Raw genomic sequence first — 20,656 nt, 5'->3', positions numbered from 1 at the left:
GCAGAACTGAACACACCTCTTGCACCACGGTGCGGTTTTTCCACAAGTACCGGCTAGGGTGGGCGCATGATGACCGTTCACAAGGCTTTACGCGGGTGACGGCTATCGGTATCTGACTGATCAGATTTCGAGCGCAGACCAGAAGCGCGAGCGTGGGCAAGCGCTCGGCGACTACTACCTCGAGACGGGTAACCCTGCGGGCCAGTGGTGGGGTCGTGGCGCTGAGGCGCTGCGCGTCTCTGGCGCGGTGACCGAGGCGCAGATGCTCGCTTTGTTTGGCGAGGGCCGGCACCCCGACGCAGACAGGATCGAGGCGCAACTCACGGCTCAGGGGTACTCCCTGACCAGGCGCTCGCCAGCACGCAACTGGGTCACGCCATGCCAGTGTTCAAGGCCGCGGCGGACGACTTCACGCCCTACGTTGATGCCGCGTTCACTGACTTTCACACCGCCTACGACCGTGTTCCCAGTGCCAGCGAGGCGTCCCAGGCGCGGCGTGATGCCGCGTTCGAGTACCTCCGCATCCAGCCCGAAGCGGGCGTCATCACGACTACCGACGTGAACCGCTTCCTCGCCGAGCAAGGCGGGAGCGCCAAGCAGGCAGTGTCAGGATTCGACCTGGTGTTCACACCAGTCAAGAGCGTTTCCGTGCTGTGGGGCTTGGCCGATGAGGACACGTCCAAGACGATCGCCCGCATTCACGACGAGGCCTGGCAGGCGTCCATGACTGCGATGCAGGAAGACGCTTGCGTGACCCGCACGGGCCACGGAGGTGTGCTCCAGATCGACGGCGACGGGTTCGCGACCGCCGCGTTCGACCACCACACATCACGGCACGGTGACCCAAACCTGCACACGCACGTCGTGGTCGCGAACCGGGTCCAGGACGCCCAGGGGACGTGGCGCACGCTCGACGCGCGCGCCATCTACGCTTATGGCGTCGCCGCTTCCGAGCGCTACCAGGCTCGAGATGGAGTCGCGCCTGACCCGTGAACTTGGCGTGACGTTCGAGGACGTCTACACCGCACGCGGTGGCCAGGCCGTACGCGAAATCGTGGGCATCGACAAGGGTGTGCGGGAGGCGTTCTCGTCCCGCACACGCGACATTGGCGCGCATCTTGACGCGCTCGTGGCCGAGTACACGACCACTTATGGTCGGGCGCCGAGTAAGGCCACGATGCGTCGTCTTGCTCAGCAGGCGACCCTCGCGACCCGCCCGGCGAAGGAGTCTGGGGAGACTCTTGGTGAGCAGCGCGAGCAGTGGGCTGGGCGCGCACGCGAACTGTTGGGGCGTCGCTCCGCGGTGCGCAAGATGACCGCCGGCGTGGTTGCTGGGCCGCGCAAACCGGCCCCGTTCACCCTCACGGTGGACCAGGTCGACGGGCTAGCGCGCGCAGTCGTTGAGGACCTGGGGCAGAAGCGTGCGCGTTGGAACAGCGCCAACGTCACCGCGACCACTGAGCGCCTGCTGCGCGACTACCTCTCCCCCAACGCGGACCTCAAGTCCCGCATGGAGCACTTTGCCGGCGGTAGCGCGGCCGGAACGTTGGCCGACCTCGAGGACCTTGACGCCACGATTCGTGAGGTCGTGGCCGCGACCGAACATCACTCCATCGACCTGTCGATGCCGGACCTACTGAACACGCCCGACGTGTTGAGGCGGCGCGATCGCACCGTGGTCTTTGGCCCGGCCCACGCGAAGTGGCGCACAAGTGAAGCCGTCCTCGCGCGCGAGACGCGACTTCTCGAGGCCGCCGAAACTGCGTGGGGTCCCGTGTTCGATGCCGCCAACGTGGACCTGCTGTCACGGATGCGCACACGTCCCCTCGACGAAGGACAGGCTCGCCGTGGCGCGACGCTTCATCGCGTCGGGCCGTCTCGTCGACGCGGCTATTGGTCCTGCCGGCGCAGGCAAGACCACCGCCATGAAGGTGTTCGCCGATGCCGTGAACATCGGCGGCGGCCGCGTCGTTGCGCTCGCCCCATCGGCCGCGGCCGCGAAGGTACTGAGCGGCGAGGCTCGAGGTGCGCGCCGAGACTGTGGCGAAGTTCGTCGACGCCTACACGCGGGGTCGCATCCCCGAGGCCCTACGGCTTGACGCATCGACAGTCGTTCTGATCGACGAGGCTGGCATGACCGACTCCGCCGACATTGACGCGGTCATCACCCACGCCCGCGAGGCGGGGGCGTCCGTGCGCCTCATCGGCGACCCCGCACAGGCTCGACGCCGTGACCGGCGCGGGCTCGCTACGCCTGTTCGATCGCGCCGTAGGAGCGGTGCACATGGATCAGATCTGGCGCTTCCACTCGGCCGAGGAAGCCGACGCCACTATGTGTCTACGCTCCGGCAGCACCAGCGCTGCGGACTTCTACATCGACAACGGTCGCCTCCACACCGGTACTGTCGACTCCGTCACGGAATCGATGGTCGAAGCCTGGAAGGCTGATCTGTCACGCGGTGACACCTCCGTGATGATCGCCGCTACCCGCGACCAGGTCACCACTCTGGCCCGCGCCGCACAGGCCTGGCGCATCTCCACTGGGGCGGTCAAGATGACCACCACGAGCCTCGCAGACGGCTCTGTCGTCGGTATCGGCGACCTGGTCGTGACCCGCCGGAACGACCGCGAGAACACCTACGGTCGCGGTGACTTCGTGCGCAACGGCGACACCTGGACCGTCACCGCAGTAGACAAGACCGGTGCGCTCACGCTGTCCCGAGAGGGCACCCACGACCAGGTGCAGGTCGACGCAGAGTACGCCGCCCAGCACGTCGACCTGGGATACGCCGTCACCGTCCACGGTTCCCAGGGCCGCACCGTCGACCACGCCCACCTCCTCATCAACGACACCACAGGACGTGACCAGGCTGTACGTGGGGCTCACGCGCGGCCGCGCTGACAACCACATCTATGTCGCCAACATCGCCGCCGGTGACGCGGACGGCCACCACGCCGTCGCGCCGACCATTTCGGCCGCGTCGATCCTCAAGAACGCGATCGACAACAACACCGACCAGACCTCCGCGCACGCCACCTTGTGGGACGAGTACGCGGCAGAGAACAAGGCTCGACGTGTGGCTTGAACGCCACCGCGCCGTCCGCGATCTCCACTCCCCCAGTGCGGCTGCAGGCGACGCCATCGTTCGCTCCGCGATCGGCGACGACGCCCCTGCGGTGCTAGGCGCGGAGACGTACGAGGCCGCCGTCGAGTACGCGCGCACCCGCGAACCGCGATCCGCCGAGGCAGAACTTCGCGCCCTCGCGCACGCCCACACGAGCCGCGAGGACTTCACCGAAGCGTGCCGCCAGGGCGTCGACGACGCGCGCTACGCGCCCGGCATCACCACCGGCAAGGCGGACGTCGATGCCTGGCTCGGCCGCGCGGAGAGCCGCATCCGGGACCTCATGCAAGACGCATCGGCCGCGGACTACCCGGAGGGCACCGAAGCCGCGGCCATGCGCCACGAGTGGGGTGTGCGCCCCCTCGTGGATCCCGGCGCCGAGGCGGCCGCGGAGCACGGCCGCAAGCGCGCCGTGCTCGAGGGGCTTCTCCGAGAGCGGGGCCTTGACGGTGACCGACTCGCGCAAGCGCTCGCCCGCTACGACGCGGACCCCGCCGGGGTGACCGCGGCGGCGCAGGTGCGTCCGTCGACTTCCCCTGCGCCTGCGCCGAGTCCCACGCTCCAGCGCGATTCTCCCGCGCTGTAGCGCGGGCGAAGGCGGTCTGTCAGCCGGCCGACTGCTGTGACTCGCTGGAATCGCGGTCGATCAACCTGTGGCTGCCGGACTTGGTTGCGACCCGCTCACCGGGCTTACGTCCGTGCTTGACCTTGAAGGTGCGGATCAACTCGACTACGAGTTCTTCTTCGCGTGCGCTGATGGGCTCGGCTTGGCCGTCTTCGATCCGGTCGGCGAGTTTGCTTCGCCACTGTCGCGTGGTGCTCATCTACGCACCTCCCTCCTCGTCATTGTCGGTTGCCGCTGGCTCACTGTCCACGGCACGAAGCACCGTTTCCTCCAAGAACCCGACAATCATTTCTCCGTCTTCCTCGCTACCGAGTCAATGAGCACCCCAAGCGCTCGGATGCCTAGCAGACGATCAGCGACCGCATCAGCACGGGCCATCTCTATCGCCCACCCCGCTCGACTCCACCAGGCTTCGCGGGCGCCTGTGTCGCGGGCGACCTGCGACGCTTTGCCGGCGGCAAAGTACGCGATGACGGCGCCGACAAGTGCAAACAGTCCCGCGGCAGGCGGTCCGGTAAGGAATGGGTGCCAGAAGTCCTTCTCGGGGGTCCACGGCCCGATCAGGGCGCTGGCCCCCCAGCCGATGCTCGCACCCCCCACGCTCGCGACTAGTAGCCAACCGCGCTTGATTTCTACCGCCCAGAAGGGAGCACGAGGTGTTTCCTCTACCGAGGCGTGCTCAGATGCCCGTGACATGCCCCAACTATGGCGTACGAGGCTGCCTCAGGCGTCGTCGGGCTCGGCCAACTCGAGCACGCTCGTGGGGTCGGAGGTCATCCAGTGTGCGATCGTCTCGTCGATGGCGTGGTCGTGGTCGAGGAGTGGACTCGGGGCTGGCGTGTGAACCCCTGTCTTGCATTTCTGCATGGAGCGCATCGTGTTGATCCGCTCCATCGTCGGCCAGAGCCAGTGCAGGTGCCACGCGATCGGCGCGGTATCCGGGATTCGCATCGTGTATGCGCTGTCGTAGGCATCTTTGAGTGCGGTGAGGTGCCACAGCACGTCGGGGTGACGCCACCAGCACGGCTTGAGTGAGGTGTCGGAGTAGCGCAGGTGCGTCGCGTCAAGCCACTCCACCCACTGGACCAGGTCGCCTAGGAGCTCTGCGCGCAGCGCGGGGGCAACTTGTCCCAGTCCAGGCGCCGGGGCACGGGCGGGGAGTCGCTTTCGACCGGTGCGCTCTCGGCGGCCAGGTTGTCCGCGATCGCCATTAGTTCATCGTCCATGCCTGCACCTTGCTTTCGAAGTCCTCTTGGGAGCGACGAATCTCTTTGGCGTCGGGCCGCTCCCAGAAGGGTTGTGTGGTGATGAGGGCCGGTGGCTGGTTGAGGTAGAACAGCAGCGCCTTGCCGGTGGGCAGTTCGCGGATTTGGTCTACGCGGAGGTTGTCTTCCCACTCGGTGCTGAATGACCGTGATCCGCGATACGTGCCTCCGGTGGAAGACGTGGTGCGTACGACCTGGCGCTTGCCGGCAAGGTCCGAGAGTTGCTTGAGAAGGTCGCTCTCCTTCACTCCTCCGAGCAGCACGACGGCGGCGGCACCGTTGAACATGGTGCGCGCGCCGCTGGCACCCCAGCGCGCCTCGAGCCTGTGCGAAGGACTGGGTGATCGTCCACACGATCATGCCGCGGCCTCCCGAGTCCGTCATGAGGGCAGGCAGCGAAGGAATCGGGGCGATGTTGGGAGCCTCGTCGAGCACGAGCGTCACCGGTGTCTCGAAGCGGCCCGTGGTGCTCTGCTGCGACCGAATCCGCGCGTGACGCTCGATCGTGGCCACGAGCGCTGTCGTCAGCGGCGCAGCAGACCCCTCCCCCATGGTCGACATGAGGTAGAGGGTGTCCGATGAGTCAAGGAACGCGTCGACGTCGAACATGCGCGGCGAGGGAAGAACGGCCTCAACCGTCTTTCCAGTCCTCAGCGCCGACAACGCGTTCCCCAGCGTCATCTGGACCGACTGAATCGTGGGACCTGCCTGCCCGCGCGTGTAAGTCTCGAGTTCGCTTGCCCAACCGGGCGCTGCATCGTGGTGCGACTCGAGAATGCTGTACGGGTCTCGCATGCGGGTGTCGTGCGCCCACGCCACGACGTCCGCGATCGTTCGTCCGTCGAGCGCGGCCGCGTGGAGGTAGGCCCCGAGAACGGCAGAGGCGGCTTGCTCGAAGAACGCGGCGTTCGTGGCACCCTCGCCCATCGGTGCGGCCTTGACCATGGCGCGTGCCCGCTCGTCGGCCTCGTTGGGGTCTTGGCAGCCTGCGACGATGTCCCATGAAGCCGGTGTGGGCCATCCCGACATGCCCTCGGGGTCGAAGACGTGTACCGAGCCCTTGTGTGATCGCGACAGGTGGGTGAGGCGCAGGACCTCGGCCTTGGTTGAAGTGGTCACCACGGCACCGGGGGCGTCGATGACGGCGCCGATGACTCGTGTGGTGGTCTTGCCGGAGCGGGGCGGGGCAATCATGAGGCCCGCGTCCTCGCTGCGAATCGAGACCGGCTTGTTGCCCTCGAAGCCGATGACCTGCCGGTGAGTGTCGTTCGGGGACGTCGCCTTGGTCACCTTGCGTGCCGACGCGAGGCCCTTGTGTGTCGTGGCGCGCCGTGAGTGCATGCCTAGCGCCACGGTGACAGCGGCGCCCGCTGCCCAGATGCCGGCGGCGATCGCCCACCCCCAAGCGCCGGGCCACTGAATCGTGCCGTCGACGAGCGCGTCCACCGCATCTAGCGGATGGCCGGGCACGTCCTGGTCGATGCTGGCGGCCGCGGTGCCCCAGTGGAGTCCTGCGTAGAGGCCGGTGCCGCATGTGAGTGCGACGCCGCCGAGTGTGAGCAGAGAGGCGAATTGGGGGTCGAGGGGGCGTCGGTCGCTCATGCGGGTTCCTTGATCCAGGCGGCGTTGGTGTCATACACGGCGAGGCTCGTCGACGGTGAGGTCGACGTGGACGGGGATGCCCGGACGTCCCTGGACCTTGATGAGAAACTGTCCGACGCCGGGTGGGGTTGTGTTGGCGCCGGCTTGGTTCCAGGCGGGCGGGGCACCCCACGAGGTGAGGGTGTCGGCCTCGGCGGCCGACAAGGACATGATCGAGCGCAGGAGCGGGATCTCTGACTGTGGGAGACCTGCACAGGCGACGAGCCCGGCGCGCTCCACAAAGCCACGGGCCTTGGCCCGATCCTCGGAGTTGGGAAGCGCCTCGAGGTCGTTCATTGTGTGGGTAATCATTGCCAGGCCCACGCCGATGGTGCGGTTCAGGCGTGTCAGCGCGTCGACGCGGTCGACCATGCCGGAACTGGCCCGCAGAGCACGCCACATCTCGTCCATCACCACGAAGTAGTGGCGACGTTGTCCGATGCCGGCATCAGCGAGTGCGCCTGCTACCGCGACTGACGCGAATGCGGTCGACCAGCACGCCATCAGCGCTGCTGCTGACAGTTCACGATCCGATTCGTCGATGCCAGAGATGTCGAATGCCACCGGCCGGTCGAGATGCATGGGTTCGTCGGTCGGGTGGGCGAACATCTCGCCCAGGCGGCCCTTGCCTGTCAGTGCGATCAAGGACGCTTCGAGGTGTTCGGTGATCGTCTGGTACCGGGCAGTATCGCCGCGATCGAGGGCGACCGCTCGCACTGACTCTGGCGCCGAACGGATCACGGCGAGGACGTCGGCGAGCACGGGGACGTCGGGGTTATGAGCGTCGATGAAGCGCAGCGCTTGGTCAAGGATCGTTTCTTCACGATCCGTGATGGGCGCATGGCGCACCAGTTCAATGAGCGCGGACACCATCGTGAGGCGACGTCCGTGGGACTCCGCCTCAAGTTCTTGCGCTGCCTTGGTGTGGCCGGCGTCGCGCAGTTGCTTCGCGGCCTCGCGCGCCTCGCCTGGGTCCATGACGTTCAGGTGGCCGCGTCCGCGGCCGAGACGGATCACTTGGCCGCCAAGGGCGCGGACGACGTTCACATAGTCGGGCTTCAAGTCGCCGGCGACGATGGGGTTCACCCCGTAGCCTGCGAGACCGGTCACCATGCGCTTGACGAGGCTGGACTTGCCGCGGCCGGGCAGACCCATCACGAAGATGGAGGGGTTCGAGATGAGGCGAGCGCGGTTGAACCACGACACCGGGTCACAGCACACCGTGGCGCCGGTGCCGAGGTGACGTCCGATGGGCACTCCCACCATCGGGGCGCCGGCACCCACGACGAACGGCCATAGGCCGCACACCTGTACTGATGTGCCGCGCCACGTCTGAGGCACGGGGATCCGCGCGGCCGCTCCACCAGCAGGTCCGCGCCATCCACGCGCAGGGGCGCGCAGCGCCGGGGGTGGGCTGGCTTCTTCGCTGAGCGCTTCACAGTGCGCTCCTGATCGACGCCGTGAGTTCCGCGCGTCGCGCCGGAATGATGCCCAAGGGCAGTCCGATCGCGAACGCCGCGTCTTGCGCCCCGTAGGCCGGGCGAAGTCGGATGCGCGCCGCCTTGGAGGCCGAGTCGATGGCAGCCGCAACGTCGGCATCCGCGGCGCCGCCGGTCCCGACAGTCGTTGCAGTCACGAGCATGGCGAAGTTCATCAGAGCCGCACCGGCCGCTTCCTCGGCCGCGGTGGTGGCCGCCTGGAGCATCTCGAGCGAGTCACGCGCCGCGACTTGCTGGCGCTGCGTAGCGCGCTGGTTGGCGGTGCGAATGTCCTGCTCGACCATCCCGGCCGCGCGACCAGGGTCGATCGGTTCAAACATCAAAGTGACGCGCTTGCGCGCGATGCCGCGCTGAGGGGCGAGGAGCTTCTCTAGGCCTCGAGCCGAGATGAGGCCGTGGGGCGCACCGGTCATGACCCAGGTTCGGCTTGTCGCGTCGTCATGCCTGTAGGAGTCCCAGGAGGCTTCGGCCGCGGTGGGGCCAACGTCTGAAAACTCGAGCGGGACGTGGTCGCCAGCCATGCGCGCCTCGTCAATCAGCGACGCCACAGCGGGGTCATACGCGGTGCGAATCACCTCACACAACCGGGCCGCGTCGAGTGGCGCAGCGACGCCCGCTCCCGTGGAGGCAAGCGTGCCCGTCAGTTCGGGGAGACGAGAGGCCAACTCGCGTCCCACCCGATCTGCCTTCTTCGTACTCGACACAAAGGTGAGTGCGAGGTAGGCGCGGACCACAGACGATCCCGCGGGGTAGTTCTCGACCGTGTCCGCGAGGACCTGGCGGGCGAACTGGGGTGCGTCACCTGAAATGTTCGCCGCTACCTCCCTGCCGAGCCGACCACCCGTGTCGGGCGCGGTTTCCACCGTGACCGAGGCACCCACCAGGCCGGGCTCCCCCGCCAGGTGGGAGAGCCACCATCCCCACGAGCCAACCCATTGGTCGATCTGCTCATCGTCGACGAGAGCGGCACCGTCTGGCTCCGTCTCGATGACGAGCGTGTGAAGCCCGCCCGGCGGCGAGTAGATCAGAGCGAACGGTCGACCGAGCGAGTCCACGTGCTCGCTGAGCCGCAAGGGTGCGGCAACACCGGGCGCTGTGTGCGCCCCCAGCCAGTCGCGGCCAGCGGGCCGGACCTGTAGACGTTCCTCTTGGTTGCCTTCGTCTTTGCCCACATGATGCGCTCCCACACCCTTTCAATAATCGATACGTGGTCGGCGTTCTTCGTGACGACCAGGCCCGCGGCGATCGCGCTCACACCCATAGCGGCCAGACCCGCTAGTAGTCCCGCGATCGCGACCGTGAGGAACGTCGCGATTAGCGCCGCGAACAGGAGTGCCGTGCTCAACCAACCGAGGCCCAGGAGCCCCTTCGTGCTAGGTCGACGCCAGTTGCCATAGTTGCGTGTGCCAGCACTCACGACTGTGCTCCGTCCGCGGTGTTTTCGGCGACGTCAGAGGCGCCCTTGGCGATCGCCTGGGAAACCTGCATCCCGGCTTGCGCGCCCGCAGCGATCACAAGCGATGCGCCACCTGTGGCGGGTGCCGCGGCCGCTCCCGCGGCGGTGGCTCCGCCGCCTGCCGCCGCGGCGCCACCTGCTCCCGCGGCTCCGGCGCCTGCCGCTCCACCGGCCGCGCCGCTTGCCACTGGTGCAGCGCCCGAGGCCGGGGGCGTGCCTCCGCCGGGAGGTGCGCCGGGCGCAGTCGTGCCAGGTGCACCGGGAGCCCCACCGGCGCCGGTCGAGGAGTGCGTGCCGCCGTCGGCTCCGATTGCGCCTGGCGCCCCAGCGGTACCGGTGCCAGGAGCGCCGGGCGAACCGGGCGAACCGGGGCCTCCTGGTGCACCCTGGGATGCCGCGGGGGTGGGTGACCCGCCACCGGAGTTGCCCGAAGGGCTCTGTTGTGGAGTACGGGAGGCTTGTCCCGCTCCACGCATTCCGTACGCCATTGTTTGGGCGCCGGAGGCGACTGCCATTCCAGCGCCCATCGCCACACCTCCTCCGCCTGCTGAAATCACAGCGCCCACCGCGGGAGTGATGAACCGCATGAGTGCGGGCATCGCGATCAATGCCAGGACCATGAGTACGACCCCTGCTGCGAGGGTCAGTAGCGGGTCGTCTCGGTCAGGAAAGATGCCAGACGCGCCATCGCCTACGAGTTTGAACGCCGTGGCGTAGATGATCGCGGCCACGGGCTTGTAGAGGATCAGCGCGATGACCCACGCCACAGAACGGTTGAACCAGGTCCTCCCCATCCCCGTGTTCGTAAACGATGCGGTGAGGGGCAGCACGCCGGTCAGGACGACGAGCATTGCTCCTCGAGCGACCAGAAGCACGATCTGTAGGAGAGTGGCGCAGACCGCCAGCAGGCCCATGATGATGACCAGGAGCATGCCCAGTCCGCCGCCCATGGTCGCGGGGCCACCGATCACGAGAAGACTGGTGAGGCCTTCGCCGAAGCATGAAGCGTCCGCGGCGTTGCACTCGAGTGAGCGCGAAAGGATCCACACTGAGAACTTGTCGGTGGCTGCGATCAGCAAGCCGATCATCGTGGTGCCCACCGCGGTCACGGTGATGAGGGTGAGGATGGAGCGCAGGAGGTCCTTCGCGGGCTCCATCCTTTGGTCGATGATGATTCGGATGGCCCCCACCATCACTGACAGGAGGACGAGGACTAGCAGCCAGCCCCACAGGCTCGACTGGATGAAAGCCGCTGCGCCCGCGACTCCACGTGGTCCCCTGCCGACGACTGCGCGTGCGATCGGGCCCGCTGCACCCAGAAGGCCCACTGCCACGAGCACGGCACCCATGCGCCCGATCGCCATAGCGCCATCGCCAGCCCGAGAACTCCTCATCATGAGCATTGCGAGGCAGATCAGGGCCAGCACCGCGAGGACGGCACCGCCCCATGCCACCCAGTCCAGGACGGGATAGGTGCTACTCACCCCTGCCGCGTCCATCACGCCAGGGGTCTTCGCCCCGGGACTTGACGACAGCACGGGCACACCGATGTGTACCCACGCTGTGCCGACCGAGCCCACGGCGACACCAAGTGCTTCCTGAGTCATTTCGGCGATCTCGGCGAACACCGAGCCCGTCAGGGCATCGGCGACGGGGCCGGTCAGCCAGCCAAGTCCTGGGATATCCATGACGCCTACTGCGCGTTCGTGGTGGGTGTGAACAGCACGTAGCCGTCGAGGGACGAGATCGCGCCGGAGGTCACCTTGGACGTGTCGGCTTCAATCTTCCAGTCGCCGTCGCTCCACACGAGCGGCAGCATCCCCGCTTGCTGGGTGATGGTGCCCTGGTACGAGCTCTCGATCGCGACGTCAATCCAGGCGCGTTCGCCGTCGTACTGCAGCACCCGCACACCCAATGGGTTCGCGCGAAAGTCTGTGAGGATTTCCTTCCTCTGCACCATGTCGGTCTCAGTGCCCGGAGCGTTCGCGTCGGGACCGGGTCCCGCGGCGTATTCGTTGTAGGCGTAGAAGGCGTCGTCGACCAAAGCCGATCCCTGGATTGAGTACGCCATCGCTGCTAGCACGGCGCCCTCGGGGCTGTGCTGGAAGCAGTAGTAGAAGCCAGACGGGTCCTGAGCGCCCGGCCCGTACTCAGGCGAGGCTCCATAGCGGGAAGGTGCCAACGTGCAACTCGGAGACGTCGAACGGCTCGAGGACTGTTCCCGTCATCTCCACGCCGCCCAGGCCGCACACCGAATCGGACTCGGTTTCTTCCTCGGTGAGCACGGTCGGTGCCGTCGAGGGTGAAGGGGAAGCGCCAGGCGACGACTCCGACGAGGCGACAGCGTTCGGTGTCGCCGGTGCCTGGGTCACGATTCCTTCGCTCTGACCGGAGCAGCCAGCCAGGGCCACCGCGGCCGCGGTAGCCCCAGCCAGCACGAGCGAGCGTGTGCTCATGCGATGAAGCCGACGATGGACGATGCGGCACCGATGATGATGACCGCAATGAGGGTCTTGCCGATGGCGCCCACGCCCTCCTGGGTGGCGCCGGGACGCTGGTTAATCATCAGCATGACCGCCGCCGCGATGAGGGCGAACACGGCCGCGATGAGGCCGCCCCACTTCATCCATGCGAGCAGGGTGTCCACGAATTCGAAGCCCGGGGGCGCGACGCGGCCGGGTCAGGAAGAGCAGGGCTGGTCGTCGGCTCGATGAACTTCATGGTGAGTGCGTTCATGGGTTTTCTCCTTGTGTCAGGTGTTCCAGCAGAAGCCGCAGGCTCGCGCGGCTGGTTGCGTCCCGTCACGGCGCCGAGGCGCCATTCGGGCACATAGGGGATGGGCCACACGTCGGGTGCGGCGCCGGTGGCGTGCCGCCTCAGATCGCGCAGGCTCCTTCGGGAGTCGGCCCGGCTGGTCGGCGTTGAGTACCGCGGCCTCGAGGTGGACGAAGGGCAGGCTCGCCGGCGGCGTACTGGCGCAGCGCCGCCATGAGACGTGTGAGGCCCTGATAGTTGGTCCGAGCAACGAGGGCCACGCGTGCGATCGACCCATCGGTGGGTCGAGGCCAGCAGTGGTGCGCGTCCTGGCCGCCGAGCGCGGCGAGCGTGCTCTCGCCTGCCCCGCCATGAGCGCCGACCCACCAGACCGCACGTCCCGGGGCGACGTCGCGCACCTCGAGGCGGTCGATCGCCTCAGGTGGCACCACGCCCGCCTGCAGCGACACCTCACGGCGTGCACGGACGGCCACAGGTGGCGTCGTGATGATCGCCGTGGCGCGCTTGGAGATCCACGGATTGTTCGCGGCGTCGCTCATGCGTGGCTCCATGCGCTCGGGTTGAGCAGTTGCAGCCCCTCAGCGGCGCTCGTCGGCGCCTCGACCCGGCACGTCGAGCACGAGGCCGCCGTGATGGCACACGGGGTGTTGCACTGTCGGCACGGCCCCTTGACGGGCATCAAGTCGTCGTCGACGTCGACGTAAGGCTCACCCAGTGTGTGCTCCACGACGATGCCCGCGGGTGTGACGGCGAGGTGCCATTCGCCGTCAGGGTCGGTCACGTTGAGTGCCACCGCTCGACCTAGTTGGATCGCGACCTGGACGGTGCGGGTGAGGACACCTGCACGAGTTCGCTCAAGGTTGTACGCCTTCAGGTTCTCCGCGGCCGTCGACGTCCACACGACCGCCCTGGCGTTGTCGTTCACCTGCGCGGTGACCGTTGGCCACTTGGCAACGAGAATCCTCATGCCGGGTCACCGTCCAAGCGGCCGGCGAGGAACGGCACCGGGTCGATGGCCTTGTCCCCCACCCAGACCTCGAAGTGGAGGTGGCATCCGGTCGAGTTGCCGGTAGACCCGCTGATCGCGATCTGCTGTCCCGCGGCCACTTCATCCCCGACGTCGACGAAGATCCCGGCTCGCGTCATGTGTAAGTACCGAGTGCGAACGCCGTTGCCGTGGTCAATCGACACCATGCCCAGTTGCCGGACATGCCAGCGAAGGTCACCGTTCCGTCGTGGGCCGCGTAGATCGCTTCACCACAGGAGCCGGCCGAGTAGTCCGTGCCCAGGTGCGCGCGCCAAATGTGCAGGGTTGGGTGGAAACGAGAAGGGCTAAACGACGATGTGACGCGCGCTGTCGGGATGGTCGGGTGCGCCCATCCGCTGAGCGACACCTGCGACGTGGTGCACGTCTCGTCGACCACAGCCGTCGACGACGTCGACGGTGAAGGGGAAGGTTGCGCGACGCACACGTTGGCCGCGTCTGCATCCGAGCCGCCAATGACTGCGAGGCCGAGCACCAGAAAGATCGGGGCGACGAACACCGCGACAACGCCCGCAGCGGCGAGCCCGCCGCGACCGCCCTCAGCCATGGTGTGCGCTCCGCGCCGCCACGATGTGACGACTATCCCCCGTGTACTTCATTGCCCGTAACTCCTGCTCTCTCGTGATCTGCCCTCGGTGCTCTCATCCGGTGGGGTGGCCCGCTACTGGTTGCAGCGGGCCACCGCCGGTGTGTGAGAGATAGGACTCAGGGCAATGAGTCCCGCATCCCGCGCTGGGGCGGGTGCGTCTGTGGAGGGTCACCACGGCGACGTGGGACCACGGACCGCGGCGCACATGCTGCACGCGACCCAGACTCGAAGTGTGGATTAGGCGTTCCGGCGCACACAGAATGCGCCACTACGGCCCCATTCATATGTGGACGCAAGACAAGTTCCCTCAGCGAAACTAGGCGGGCCCAAGTGCCCGACTACCTGCTGTAATGTTACTAAACGAATGCGTTTATGGACATTTCTCAAATGTCCAATCTTTAGCATCACGCGCATTTCCCGCATCATTCATATTTTCCGTTTCATTCGCGACAGGAGTCACTAGTGATGAAGGACGAGGCCCGCTCGTGAGTGCAGGACTAGATGAGTTGTTCCGTGATCGCGCAGCGCTTCTGCCCCTGGCCGAAGTCGCCGAGATGCTTTGCATCGAGAAGAGCCGCGTGGGCGTGTGGGTTCGTGAGGGGAAGGTGCCAGCCGTGCGGCTTCCCGGTGGCGGCCAGTGGCGCATCATCCGCGATGACCTCAAGGCACAGGCTCGAGGCCAGCGGCGGCCGCAAGCCCGCCTAGATCCGTACACACGAGAGGGGGCAAGCCCATGCGGGCTCGCCCCCTCTCGGCGTTCATCCCTTACCTGCGACGGGAGTTGGAACGCAGCATGGCAGCGCCCCCGACGATGAGGAGACCCGCGGCCGCGGCCGCGAGCAGCCATCCGACTGTGACTCCCGTGCGCGACAGCCACGGCGGTGGCGGCGGCGAGGCCGTCGTCGTTTCTTCCTCGAGGCCGTACTCGTCAGCAAACTCACCGTCGAAGTAGGCGCGCAGGCTCCTCGGGCTGAGAGTTCAACCTGAACGACCACACCCACACGTAGACCCCAGGCTTCTCTGCCACTCCGGCTCGACGTACAGGCGCTCGCCAGCGCCCTTGGACGCGACCACCTGAGTGGACGCGACCGGCTCAACGCCCTTCGGCACGTCAGCAGTCGGCTTGGCGGGTGCCTCGTCGCCTGCGTAGTACAGGTCAACGTCCCACGTCACCGGGACGGGATCTCCGTCGGCGCCGGTGAGCCACTCGTCGTCCACGAGCGCGTCACCCTCGGCCGCGGACGTGAGGAACGTGTCCGACAGAGTGTCGCCCACGATGACTTCACGGTTCGGAACCCTTGAAACGCCCGCGGGCTGGAACGCCTTGGCCGTCGTCGTTTCGTTGAGCAGGCCGTATTCATCGGCCCAGTCACCCGCGAAGTAGGCGCGCAACTCCTCGGGCTGCGTTTCCACGTGGAAAGCCCAGACCCACACGTAGTAGCCGGCCTTCGTCGCGGTGCCCAGGCTCCACGGTCAGGACCTCACCGGCCCCGCCCTTGCCCGTCACCTGGGTCTGGCCCACCTGCAGCGCACCCTTGGGGGCAGCGCCAGGAAGCACCAGCGGCGGAGTCCACACGGTAGACGTCGCCACCGCTGACGGTGCCGGGGGCTCCGGCGGTGTGGTGCCGTGGAAGTAGAGCGTGACGTCCCACGTCACCGGCAACGGGGTGCCGGTGGTGTCCGTCAGCCACTCGTCGACGACGAGCGGGCCGCCAGGCTGCGTCGCCGTGGTGAACGTGTCAGCCAACACGTCACCGACCGCAACCTCAGGCTCCACGACCTGCGAGACACCCGCGGGCTGGAACGCCTTCGACGTCGTCGTTTCATCGGTGAGGCCATACTGGTCAGCCCAGTCACCCGCGAAGTACGCGCGCAACTCCTCGGGCTGCGTTTCCACATGGAAAGCCCAGACCCACACGTAGTAGCCGGCCTTCGTCGCGGTCCCCGGCTCCACGGTCAGGACCTCACCGGCCCCGCCGGTACCGGTCACCTGAGTCTCCGCGACCAGGTCGCCCATCTCGACGGGCTCCACGCTCGAGTCAGACTCGACCGCGCTGCCAACGTCCTCAGGGGACAGCGACACGCTCGGCGCCGGATTCGGTGACTCCCCCGCCTTCACGGGGTCGACCGGCGGTGTGGTGCCGTGGAAGTAGAGCGTGACGTCCCACGTCACCGGCAACGGGGTGCCGGTGGTGTCCGTCAGCCACTCGTCGACGACGAGCGGGCCGCCAGGCTGCGTCGCCGTGGTGAACGTGTCAGCCAACACGTCACCGACCGCAACCTCAGGCTCCACGACCTGCGAGACACCCGCGGGCTGGAAAGCACGCGAGGTGATCGTTTCATCAGTGAGGCCATACTGGTCAGCCCAGTCACCCGCGAAATAGGGCTGCCAGCGCGCAGGCTGCGAGGAAACGTTGAACTCCCACACCCACACGTAATAGCCAGCCTTCGTTGCCGTGCCCAACTCCACGGTCAGGACCTCACCGGCCCCGCCCGTACCCGTTACCTGGGTCTGGCCCACCACTACAGGTGTGGGCGTTGCAGGCTCGAGGGGGACTGCCGGCACACTCTCCGGCGGCGCCGACCCATCCACGTCGGGAGCCGGTTCACCGGCCGACTCGTCATCGCCGGCGTCGACGTCGATCGTCGGGTCGACCGGCGGTGTGGTGCCGTGGAAGTAGAGCGTGACGTCCCACGTCACCGGCAACGGGGTGCCGGTGGTGTCCGTCAGCCACTCGTCGACGACGAGCGGGCCGCCAGGCTGCGTCGCCGTGGTGAACGTGTCAGCCAACACGTCACCGACCGCAACCTCAGGCTCCACGACCTGCGAGACACCCGCGGGCTGGAAAGCACGCGAGGTGATCGTTTCATCAGTGAGGCCATACTGGTCAGCCCAGTCACCCGCGAAATAGGGCTGCCAGCGCGCAGGCTGCGAGGAAACGTTGAACTCCCACACCCACACGTAATAGCCAGCCTTCGCGGCCGCGCCAAGATCGACCGACAACAGTTCACCAGAGCCACCGCTGCCCGTGACCTTCGCACTGCGCACACGTTCAGCGCTCGACGGCACCGAGTTCTGCCGTGCAGGCGGTTCCATGCCGGCGTAGTACACCGTCACGTCCCACGTCGCCGGCACAGGGGTTCCACCAGGAGTAGTGAGCCACGAGTTCGTCACCAGCGCTCCCCCGGAACGCGTCGACGTCGTGAACGTGTCCACCAGGCGATCGCCGACCGACACGATGGGCTCAAGCACCTTCGACGTGCCGCCGGGCTGGAACGCCCGCGCCCGCGCAGTCTCATCGGCCAGGCCGTAACGATCAGCCCAGTCGCTCCCCTCAGCAAGATAGGGACGGTTCACCGCGGGCTGTGACTCGCGATCAAACGACCACACCCACACGTAGTAGCCGGCCTTCGTCGCGGTCCCGATCTGAGCCGTGAGCCGCTGGCCGCTGCCGTTGGTCCCCGTGACGCGTGCCGTGCCCACCAATTCTGCCCGGGCCGGCGGGCTCGCCGACGTCGAGGACGGCGCCGTGACGCCGTGATAGTAAACGCTCACGTCCCACGTCACAGGCACCGGTGAACCACTACGCCGAAGCCACGAGTTCGTCACCAGCGCTCCCCGGAACGCGTCGACGTCGTGAACGTGTCCACCAGGCTCGTCACCCACGGCGACCACCGAACGCTGCACGCTCGACGTGCCGCCAGGCTGGAACGCCTGTGCCACCGAAGTCTCGGCCGGGATGCCATAGTCATCCGCCCAGTCCCCAGTGAAGTATTTGCGATACGCGGACGGTTGCTCGCTCGCATCGAAGCGCCACACCCACACGTAGTAGCCGGCCTTCGTCGCGGTCCCGATGGTCGCGGTCAACCGCTCCCCCGGACCCTCAGTGCCGGTAATCGTTCGTGTGCCGACCAGCTCCGCTCCACTCGGGACCGTGCCCCGCTGCGACGGCTCCGAACGGCCGTGGAAGTACAGACTCGCCTCCCACCGCGCCGGAACGTACGGGAAGCCAGCCTCTTCAAGAATCGGCCACGTCTGAGAACCCGACGCCTGAGTGGTGAACGTGTCCGTCAACGTGTCGCCAACGTCAACCCGAGCCGCCTGCACACGCGAAACGCCCTCAGGCTGGAAAGGAACAAACACGGCCGTCGCCGGGTCTGAGTAGGTGAGGTCAGTGTTGGCGCCCGAGATCACAACATCCTGAGGGCTGGCCGTACCGACCGGCGCCGAACTTGCCGGTGCTGCGTCGTGATAGCGAATCGTGAACGAGACATCACCGGTGCCCGTCGCGGTCCACGCGTGCACGCCTGACCGAGCGGAGGTCGTTGTAGTTCCATACGCGAACCGGCCTCCCGACTCATCAAAGGTTGCCGGTCCTTCGATGCGGACTGTGTACGAGATCCCCGATAGGTGGTCCCCCCACGCGTCCTTCACCCCTACGCCTGAGAGGGTTCCTCGCATCGGGCTCGAGTTCGTCACGGGGTTGGCCTTGAGTGCCGATGTCGTGTTGTTCCACTGAGAAAGCCCCCTGAACTTGCTCACAAGGTTCTTGGAGGCCTGAGGGAAATCGGAATGGTTCCACACGCGTGAGGCCAACGACGCGTTATCCCCGCTCCCGGAGAACTCATCTGCCCACAACAGGTACTGCACAGCGGCCGCACCCGTGGGAGTGTCCCAACCGTTATTGCCAAGCCACAGCAGGTAGCGCAGCCGCGCCGAGCCTGTTCGACGACCACGAGTACGAAGCGCCTGTCTCGAGATCAGCGCCAGCCTCGATACACCACACCTTGCCCGTAGTTCCCGACGGACGATTGCCCACCACATTCGGATTCAGGCCGCCCAACCACTTCTGACGCCACGCTGCGCTATCGCCGTAGGACCAGAACTCAGACAACACAACGCCGGCACCAGAGCCGCGTTGCTGTCCCGAGCCGTTCGTCCACCCGTTGGTTGTTTCGTATGCCTGAGCGGGCTGCGGTGTGGCCGTTACTGCGGCGGCTCCCACCAGCAAGGCAACCAGGAGTGCCGCCCAAGGCTCTGTGCACTGATCTCACGTTGACCTCCGTGCGATAGAGACTGAAAAAAGTTTGATGTAGTTTCTCACTACATCAGAGCGAGTAACCGTGTTAGAGTCTATTCGTGATTCTGAATGAACCGCTACCCTGGACACATGCCTGGGGCGATGGAAGGACTACCGAAAGTGCCGCCGTGGACCCCTGCGCCTGGACACCTGTCGACAAGAGCCGGCCTTGATGTGTTGCGCGCCGTTGCCCTGCGTGGCCCACAAGGCGCGACCGTCAACGAGGTCATGGAAGACATCAACGCGAGCCGGAGCCGTGCCTACTCGGCGCTTGAAGGGCTCACCACGGATGGGCTGGTCAAATCGGATCCACCACAGGGTCAGCGTCGACCTCGAGTTCCGATTCGGTACGTCGCCAGCCACGACGCCATCGAAAGCGCTGTGCGTGATCTCGGCCGCTGGGCTCACGGCGTCGTCGAGGATGCCGACGGCGGCGAGCATGGTGGCCAGTCCGACGCGTGTGGCGCCGTCGAGGCGTCTCAAGCGCTTAACTCTTAGTCACATCAACCGATCTGTCCCCTCCTGCGGCGTCCAAAGGAAGGGAGCATCGCCGTGACCTCAAACAACTCTGAAACAAGCCCGGCTCCTAAGCCCAGGCTCACCCGCCGAAGGGTTGCCTTGGTCGCCGCCGCGGCCACGGGCGTCCTGGCATTTGCGGGTGGTGGGGTCGCGTGGGGCGCGCACCGGGCTGCCGAGGCTGACGCGGCGGCCGCGCTCGACGCGTGTACTGCGGCGGCGAGTGACCTTGCGACGCTCGCTGGCCGCGCCGCCGAGGCGGCGAAGGCCGGCGCCGACACCACGGTGGACGCCGCGGAACTCGAGAGCACGCTCGCGATTGCGCGTGGCTTGCTCGAGGAAGCCTGCGACGGCGGTGGCTCTGCCTCCGCCCGTACAACCGCGCTCGAAGGCGCGGCGCAGGCGAGGCTCGACGCTGCGAGCACGCTTGAGGGCGCGACCGACGAGTTCGAGACCGCGACTGCCGCGTGGGTGCACGACGACGCGCGCACCACGTGGGAAGACGTCGTCTCCCAGTGGGATGAGGCAAGCGAGAAGGCTCGCACGCTGGTCAAGGACGTAGGCGAGGACGTCAAGAAGCCTGCGACTGTCACTGCTGTCACCAAGCATCTCAGCGCAGGCGACACGATCGCCGATGCGCTCTCTGATGATGCGGATGCTACGGAGATCTCCGCGCATACCAAGGACCTCGAAGCCGCGATCGACGAGCCTCGCACCGCTGACCGCGGCGCTGTCGAAGTCTCACCAGGCCTGGAAAGACGAAAAGGCCAAGGCTGAGGCCGAGGAGGCCGGCTCGTCTACCGACGACGGCAAGGCCGCCGCGGCCTCGCCAGGCGGTTCCTCAAGTTCGTCTGGATCGTCTAAGTCCTCGAGTTCCGCGCCTGGATCATCTTCTGGCTCGTCGAGCAGGCTCCAAGGGCTCATCTTCCTCTGGCTCGTCGAGCTCGTCTGGCTCGTCGACGCCAGAGAAGACCACGGAGCCCAAGCCCAAGCCCGCGGAGACCACTCCCCCGCGCCCAAAGACCCCGTGATGTCCTGG

23 protein-coding genes and 3 pseudogenes are annotated in these 20,656 nt (G+C 66.8%); 10 read left to right on the top strand and 16 right to left on the bottom strand.

Annotated elements, in window-relative coordinates; genetic code table 11:
- Window positions 1-103: 103 nt before the first annotated feature.
- From QQK48_RS22410 to QQK48_RS17800, 7 genes and pseudogenes are all read left to right on the top strand, one after another.
- Window positions 104-334, top strand: a pseudogene (locus QQK48_RS22410) (relaxase domain-containing protein); the annotation flags it as partial.
- 44 nt (window positions 335-378) lie between these two features.
- Window positions 379-993, top strand: a complete 615-nt coding sequence (mobF, locus tag QQK48_RS17820) for a MobF family relaxase (protein ID WP_284329541.1) — start codon at window positions 379-381, stop codon at window positions 991-993.
- Window positions 971-2,119: a relaxase domain-containing protein gene (locus QQK48_RS17815; protein WP_284329540.1), complete on the top strand. Its 1,149-nt coding sequence runs from the start codon at window positions 971-973 to the stop codon at window positions 2,117-2,119. The genes mobF and QQK48_RS17815 overlap by 23 nt, the downstream gene beginning before the upstream one ends.
- A pseudogene (locus QQK48_RS22405) lies at window positions 2,077-2,166 on the top strand (hypothetical protein); the annotation flags it as partial. The gene QQK48_RS17815 and the pseudogene QQK48_RS22405, both read left to right, overlap by 43 nt.
- A gap of 64 nt (window positions 2,167-2,230) precedes the next feature.
- Window positions 2,231-2,902, top strand: coding sequence for a hypothetical protein (locus tag QQK48_RS17810; RefSeq protein ID WP_284329539.1), 672 nt, complete (start codon window positions 2,231-2,233; stop codon window positions 2,900-2,902).
- Entirely contained in the window at window positions 2,862-3,086 is a 225-nt protein-coding gene (locus QQK48_RS17805) for a hypothetical protein (protein WP_284329538.1), read from the top strand. The genes QQK48_RS17810 and QQK48_RS17805 overlap by 41 nt, the downstream gene beginning before the upstream one ends.
- Window positions 3,076-3,711 carry a hypothetical protein gene (locus QQK48_RS17800; RefSeq protein ID WP_284329537.1) on the top strand — a complete coding sequence of 212 codons (636 nt, stop codon included), beginning with the start codon at window positions 3,076-3,078 and terminating at the stop codon, window positions 3,709-3,711. The genes QQK48_RS17805 and QQK48_RS17800 overlap by 11 nt, the downstream gene beginning before the upstream one ends.
- Window positions 3,712-3,730: 19 nt before the next feature.
- Here QQK48_RS17800 and QQK48_RS17795 read toward each other — a convergent pair whose 3' ends face one another.
- The 14 genes and pseudogenes from QQK48_RS17795 to QQK48_RS17725 all read right to left on the bottom strand — a co-directional run bounded on the left by QQK48_RS17795 (window position 3,731) and on the right by QQK48_RS17725 (window position 13,978).
- Window positions 3,731-3,949: a hypothetical protein gene (locus QQK48_RS17795; RefSeq protein WP_284329536.1), complete on the bottom strand. Its 219-nt coding sequence runs from the start codon at window positions 3,947-3,949 to the stop codon at window positions 3,731-3,733.
- 86 nt (window positions 3,950-4,035) lie between these two features.
- Window positions 4,036-4,350, bottom strand: coding sequence for a hypothetical protein (locus tag QQK48_RS17790; RefSeq protein WP_284329535.1), 315 nt, complete (start codon window positions 4,348-4,350; stop codon window positions 4,036-4,038).
- Window positions 4,351-4,473: 123 nt separating this feature from the next.
- Entirely contained in the window at window positions 4,474-4,827 is a 354-nt protein-coding gene (locus QQK48_RS17785; protein WP_284329534.1) for a DUF4913 domain-containing protein, read from the bottom strand.
- Between the two features lie 17 nt (window positions 4,828-4,844).
- Window positions 4,845-6,617 (bottom strand): type IV secretory system conjugative DNA transfer family protein, encoded by a 1,773-nt coding sequence (locus tag QQK48_RS17780; protein WP_284329533.1) that lies wholly within the window; start codon window positions 6,615-6,617, stop codon window positions 4,845-4,847.
- Between the two features lie 30 nt (window positions 6,618-6,647).
- The gene (locus tag QQK48_RS17775; RefSeq protein WP_348523826.1) at window positions 6,648-7,964 is read right to left on the bottom strand and encodes a P-loop NTPase family protein; all 1,317 of its coding nucleotides are present in this window, start codon (window positions 7,962-7,964) and stop codon (window positions 6,648-6,650) included.
- 127 nt (window positions 7,965-8,091) lie between these two features.
- Window positions 8,092-9,572, bottom strand: a pseudogene (locus QQK48_RS17770) (SCO6880 family protein).
- Window positions 9,569-11,299 carry a TrbL/VirB6 family protein gene (locus QQK48_RS17760; protein ID WP_284329530.1) on the bottom strand — a complete coding sequence of 577 codons (1,731 nt, stop codon included), beginning with the start codon at window positions 11,297-11,299 and terminating at the stop codon, window positions 9,569-9,571. The pseudogene QQK48_RS17770 and the gene QQK48_RS17760 overlap by 4 nt, the downstream one beginning before the upstream one ends.
- Before the next feature lie 5 nt (window positions 11,300-11,304).
- Entirely contained in the window at window positions 11,305-11,793 is a 489-nt protein-coding gene (locus QQK48_RS17755) for a DUF8175 domain-containg protein (RefSeq protein WP_488798435.1), read from the bottom strand.
- Entirely contained in the window at window positions 11,762-12,067 is a 306-nt protein-coding gene (locus QQK48_RS17750; protein WP_284329528.1) for a hypothetical protein, read from the bottom strand. Before QQK48_RS17750 ends, QQK48_RS17755 begins: the two co-directional genes overlap by 32 nt.
- Window positions 12,064-12,258 carry a hypothetical protein gene (locus tag QQK48_RS17745; RefSeq protein ID WP_284329527.1) on the bottom strand — a complete coding sequence of 65 codons (195 nt, stop codon included), beginning with the start codon at window positions 12,256-12,258 and terminating at the stop codon, window positions 12,064-12,066. Before QQK48_RS17745 ends, QQK48_RS17750 begins: the two co-directional genes overlap by 4 nt.
- Before the next feature lie 229 nt (window positions 12,259-12,487).
- Window positions 12,488-12,925 carry a hypothetical protein gene (locus tag QQK48_RS17740; RefSeq protein ID WP_284329526.1) on the bottom strand — a complete coding sequence of 146 codons (438 nt, stop codon included), beginning with the start codon at window positions 12,923-12,925 and terminating at the stop codon, window positions 12,488-12,490.
- Window positions 12,922-13,353, bottom strand: coding sequence for a hypothetical protein (locus tag QQK48_RS17735; RefSeq protein WP_284329525.1), 432 nt, complete (start codon window positions 13,351-13,353; stop codon window positions 12,922-12,924). The genes QQK48_RS17740 and QQK48_RS17735 overlap by 4 nt, the downstream gene beginning before the upstream one ends.
- Window positions 13,350-13,532: a M23 family metallopeptidase gene (locus QQK48_RS17730; protein ID WP_284329524.1), complete on the bottom strand. Its 183-nt coding sequence runs from the start codon at window positions 13,530-13,532 to the stop codon at window positions 13,350-13,352. The genes QQK48_RS17735 and QQK48_RS17730 overlap by 4 nt, the downstream gene beginning before the upstream one ends.
- Window positions 13,529-13,978 carry a M23 family metallopeptidase gene (locus QQK48_RS17725; protein ID WP_284329523.1) on the bottom strand — a complete coding sequence of 150 codons (450 nt, stop codon included), beginning with the start codon at window positions 13,976-13,978 and terminating at the stop codon, window positions 13,529-13,531. Before QQK48_RS17725 ends, QQK48_RS17730 begins: the two co-directional genes overlap by 4 nt.
- A gap of 392 nt (window positions 13,979-14,370) precedes the next feature.
- Between QQK48_RS17725 and QQK48_RS22400 the strand changes: the two genes are divergently transcribed.
- Window positions 14,371-14,835 carry a helix-turn-helix domain-containing protein gene (locus tag QQK48_RS22400; RefSeq protein ID WP_431308449.1) on the top strand — a complete coding sequence of 155 codons (465 nt, stop codon included), beginning with the start codon at window positions 14,371-14,373 and terminating at the stop codon, window positions 14,833-14,835.
- A 163-nt stretch (window positions 14,836-14,998) separates the two neighbouring features.
- Here the strand turns inward: QQK48_RS22400 and QQK48_RS17720 are convergent, their stop codons facing one another.
- Both QQK48_RS17720 and QQK48_RS17715 read right to left on the bottom strand, forming a co-directional pair.
- Window positions 14,999-15,433, bottom strand: coding sequence for a hypothetical protein (locus tag QQK48_RS17720; RefSeq protein ID WP_284329522.1), 435 nt, complete (start codon window positions 15,431-15,433; stop codon window positions 14,999-15,001).
- Window positions 15,390-18,845, bottom strand: coding sequence for a hypothetical protein (locus QQK48_RS17715; protein WP_284329521.1), 3,456 nt, complete (start codon window positions 18,843-18,845; stop codon window positions 15,390-15,392). Before QQK48_RS17715 ends, QQK48_RS17720 begins: the two co-directional genes overlap by 44 nt.
- 325 nt (window positions 18,846-19,170) lie before the next feature.
- Here QQK48_RS17715 and QQK48_RS22395 point away from each other — a divergent pair, with 325 nt between their 5' ends.
- Both QQK48_RS22395 and QQK48_RS17705 read left to right on the top strand, forming a co-directional pair.
- The gene (locus QQK48_RS22395) at window positions 19,171-19,599 is read left to right on the top strand and encodes a helix-turn-helix domain-containing protein (protein ID WP_431308448.1); all 429 of its coding nucleotides are present in this window, start codon (window positions 19,171-19,173) and stop codon (window positions 19,597-19,599) included.
- A 54-nt stretch (window positions 19,600-19,653) separates the two neighbouring features.
- Entirely contained in the window at window positions 19,654-20,394 is a 741-nt protein-coding gene (locus QQK48_RS17705; protein WP_284329520.1) for a hypothetical protein, read from the top strand.
- The last annotated feature ends 262 nt before the right edge of the window (window positions 20,395-20,656 follow it).

This window comes from Demequina litorisediminis (assembly GCF_030161615.1).
GTDB classification, from domain to species: Bacteria; Actinomycetota; Actinomycetes; order Actinomycetales; family Demequinaceae; genus Demequina; species Demequina litorisediminis.
This window is presented reverse-complemented; position numbering and strand designations above follow the sequence as displayed.

What these genes read in the sequence shown, in the direction of transcription:
- mobF (WP_284329541.1), top strand. Translation starts at nt 379, where the DNA reads ATGCCAGTGTTCAAGGCCGCGGCGGACGACTTCACGCCCTACGTTGAT.
- QQK48_RS17815 (WP_284329540.1), top strand. Translation starts at nt 971, where the DNA reads ATGGAGTCGCGCCTGACCCGTGAACTTGGCGTGACGTTCGAGGACGTC.
- QQK48_RS17795 (WP_284329536.1), bottom strand. Translation starts at nt 3,949, where the DNA reads ATGAGCACCACGCGACAGTGGCGAAGCAAACTCGCCGACCGGATCGAA.
- QQK48_RS17780 (WP_284329533.1), bottom strand. Translation starts at nt 6,617, where the DNA reads ATGAGCGACCGACGCCCCCTCGACCCCCAATTCGCCTCTCTGCTCACA.
- QQK48_RS17760 (WP_284329530.1), bottom strand. Translation starts at nt 11,299, where the DNA reads ATGGATATCCCAGGACTTGGCTGGCTGACCGGCCCCGTCGCCGATGCC.
- QQK48_RS17750 (WP_284329528.1), bottom strand. Translation starts at nt 12,067, where the DNA reads ATGAGCACACGCTCGCTCGTGCTGGCTGGGGCTACCGCGGCCGCGGTG.
- QQK48_RS17740 (WP_284329526.1), bottom strand. Translation starts at nt 12,925, where the DNA reads ATGAGCGACGCCGCGAACAATCCGTGGATCTCCAAGCGCGCCACGGCG.
- QQK48_RS17735 (WP_284329525.1), bottom strand. Translation starts at nt 13,353, where the DNA reads ATGAGGATTCTCGTTGCCAAGTGGCCAACGGTCACCGCGCAGGTGAAC.
- QQK48_RS17730 (WP_284329524.1), bottom strand. Translation starts at nt 13,532, where the DNA reads ATGACGCGAGCCGGGATCTTCGTCGACGTCGGGGATGAAGTGGCCGCG.
- QQK48_RS17725 (WP_284329523.1), bottom strand. Translation starts at nt 13,978, where the DNA reads ATGGCTGAGGGCGGTCGCGGCGGGCTCGCCGCTGCGGGCGTTGTCGCG.
- QQK48_RS22400 (WP_431308449.1), top strand. Translation starts at nt 14,371, where the DNA reads ATGTTACTAAACGAATGCGTTTATGGACATTTCTCAAATGTCCAATCT.
- QQK48_RS17715 (WP_284329521.1), bottom strand. Translation starts at nt 18,845, where the DNA reads ATGTGGTGGGCAATCGTCCGTCGGGAACTACGGGCAAGGTGTGGTGTA.
- QQK48_RS22395 (WP_431308448.1), top strand. Translation starts at nt 19,171, where the DNA reads ATGAACCGCTACCCTGGACACATGCCTGGGGCGATGGAAGGACTACCG.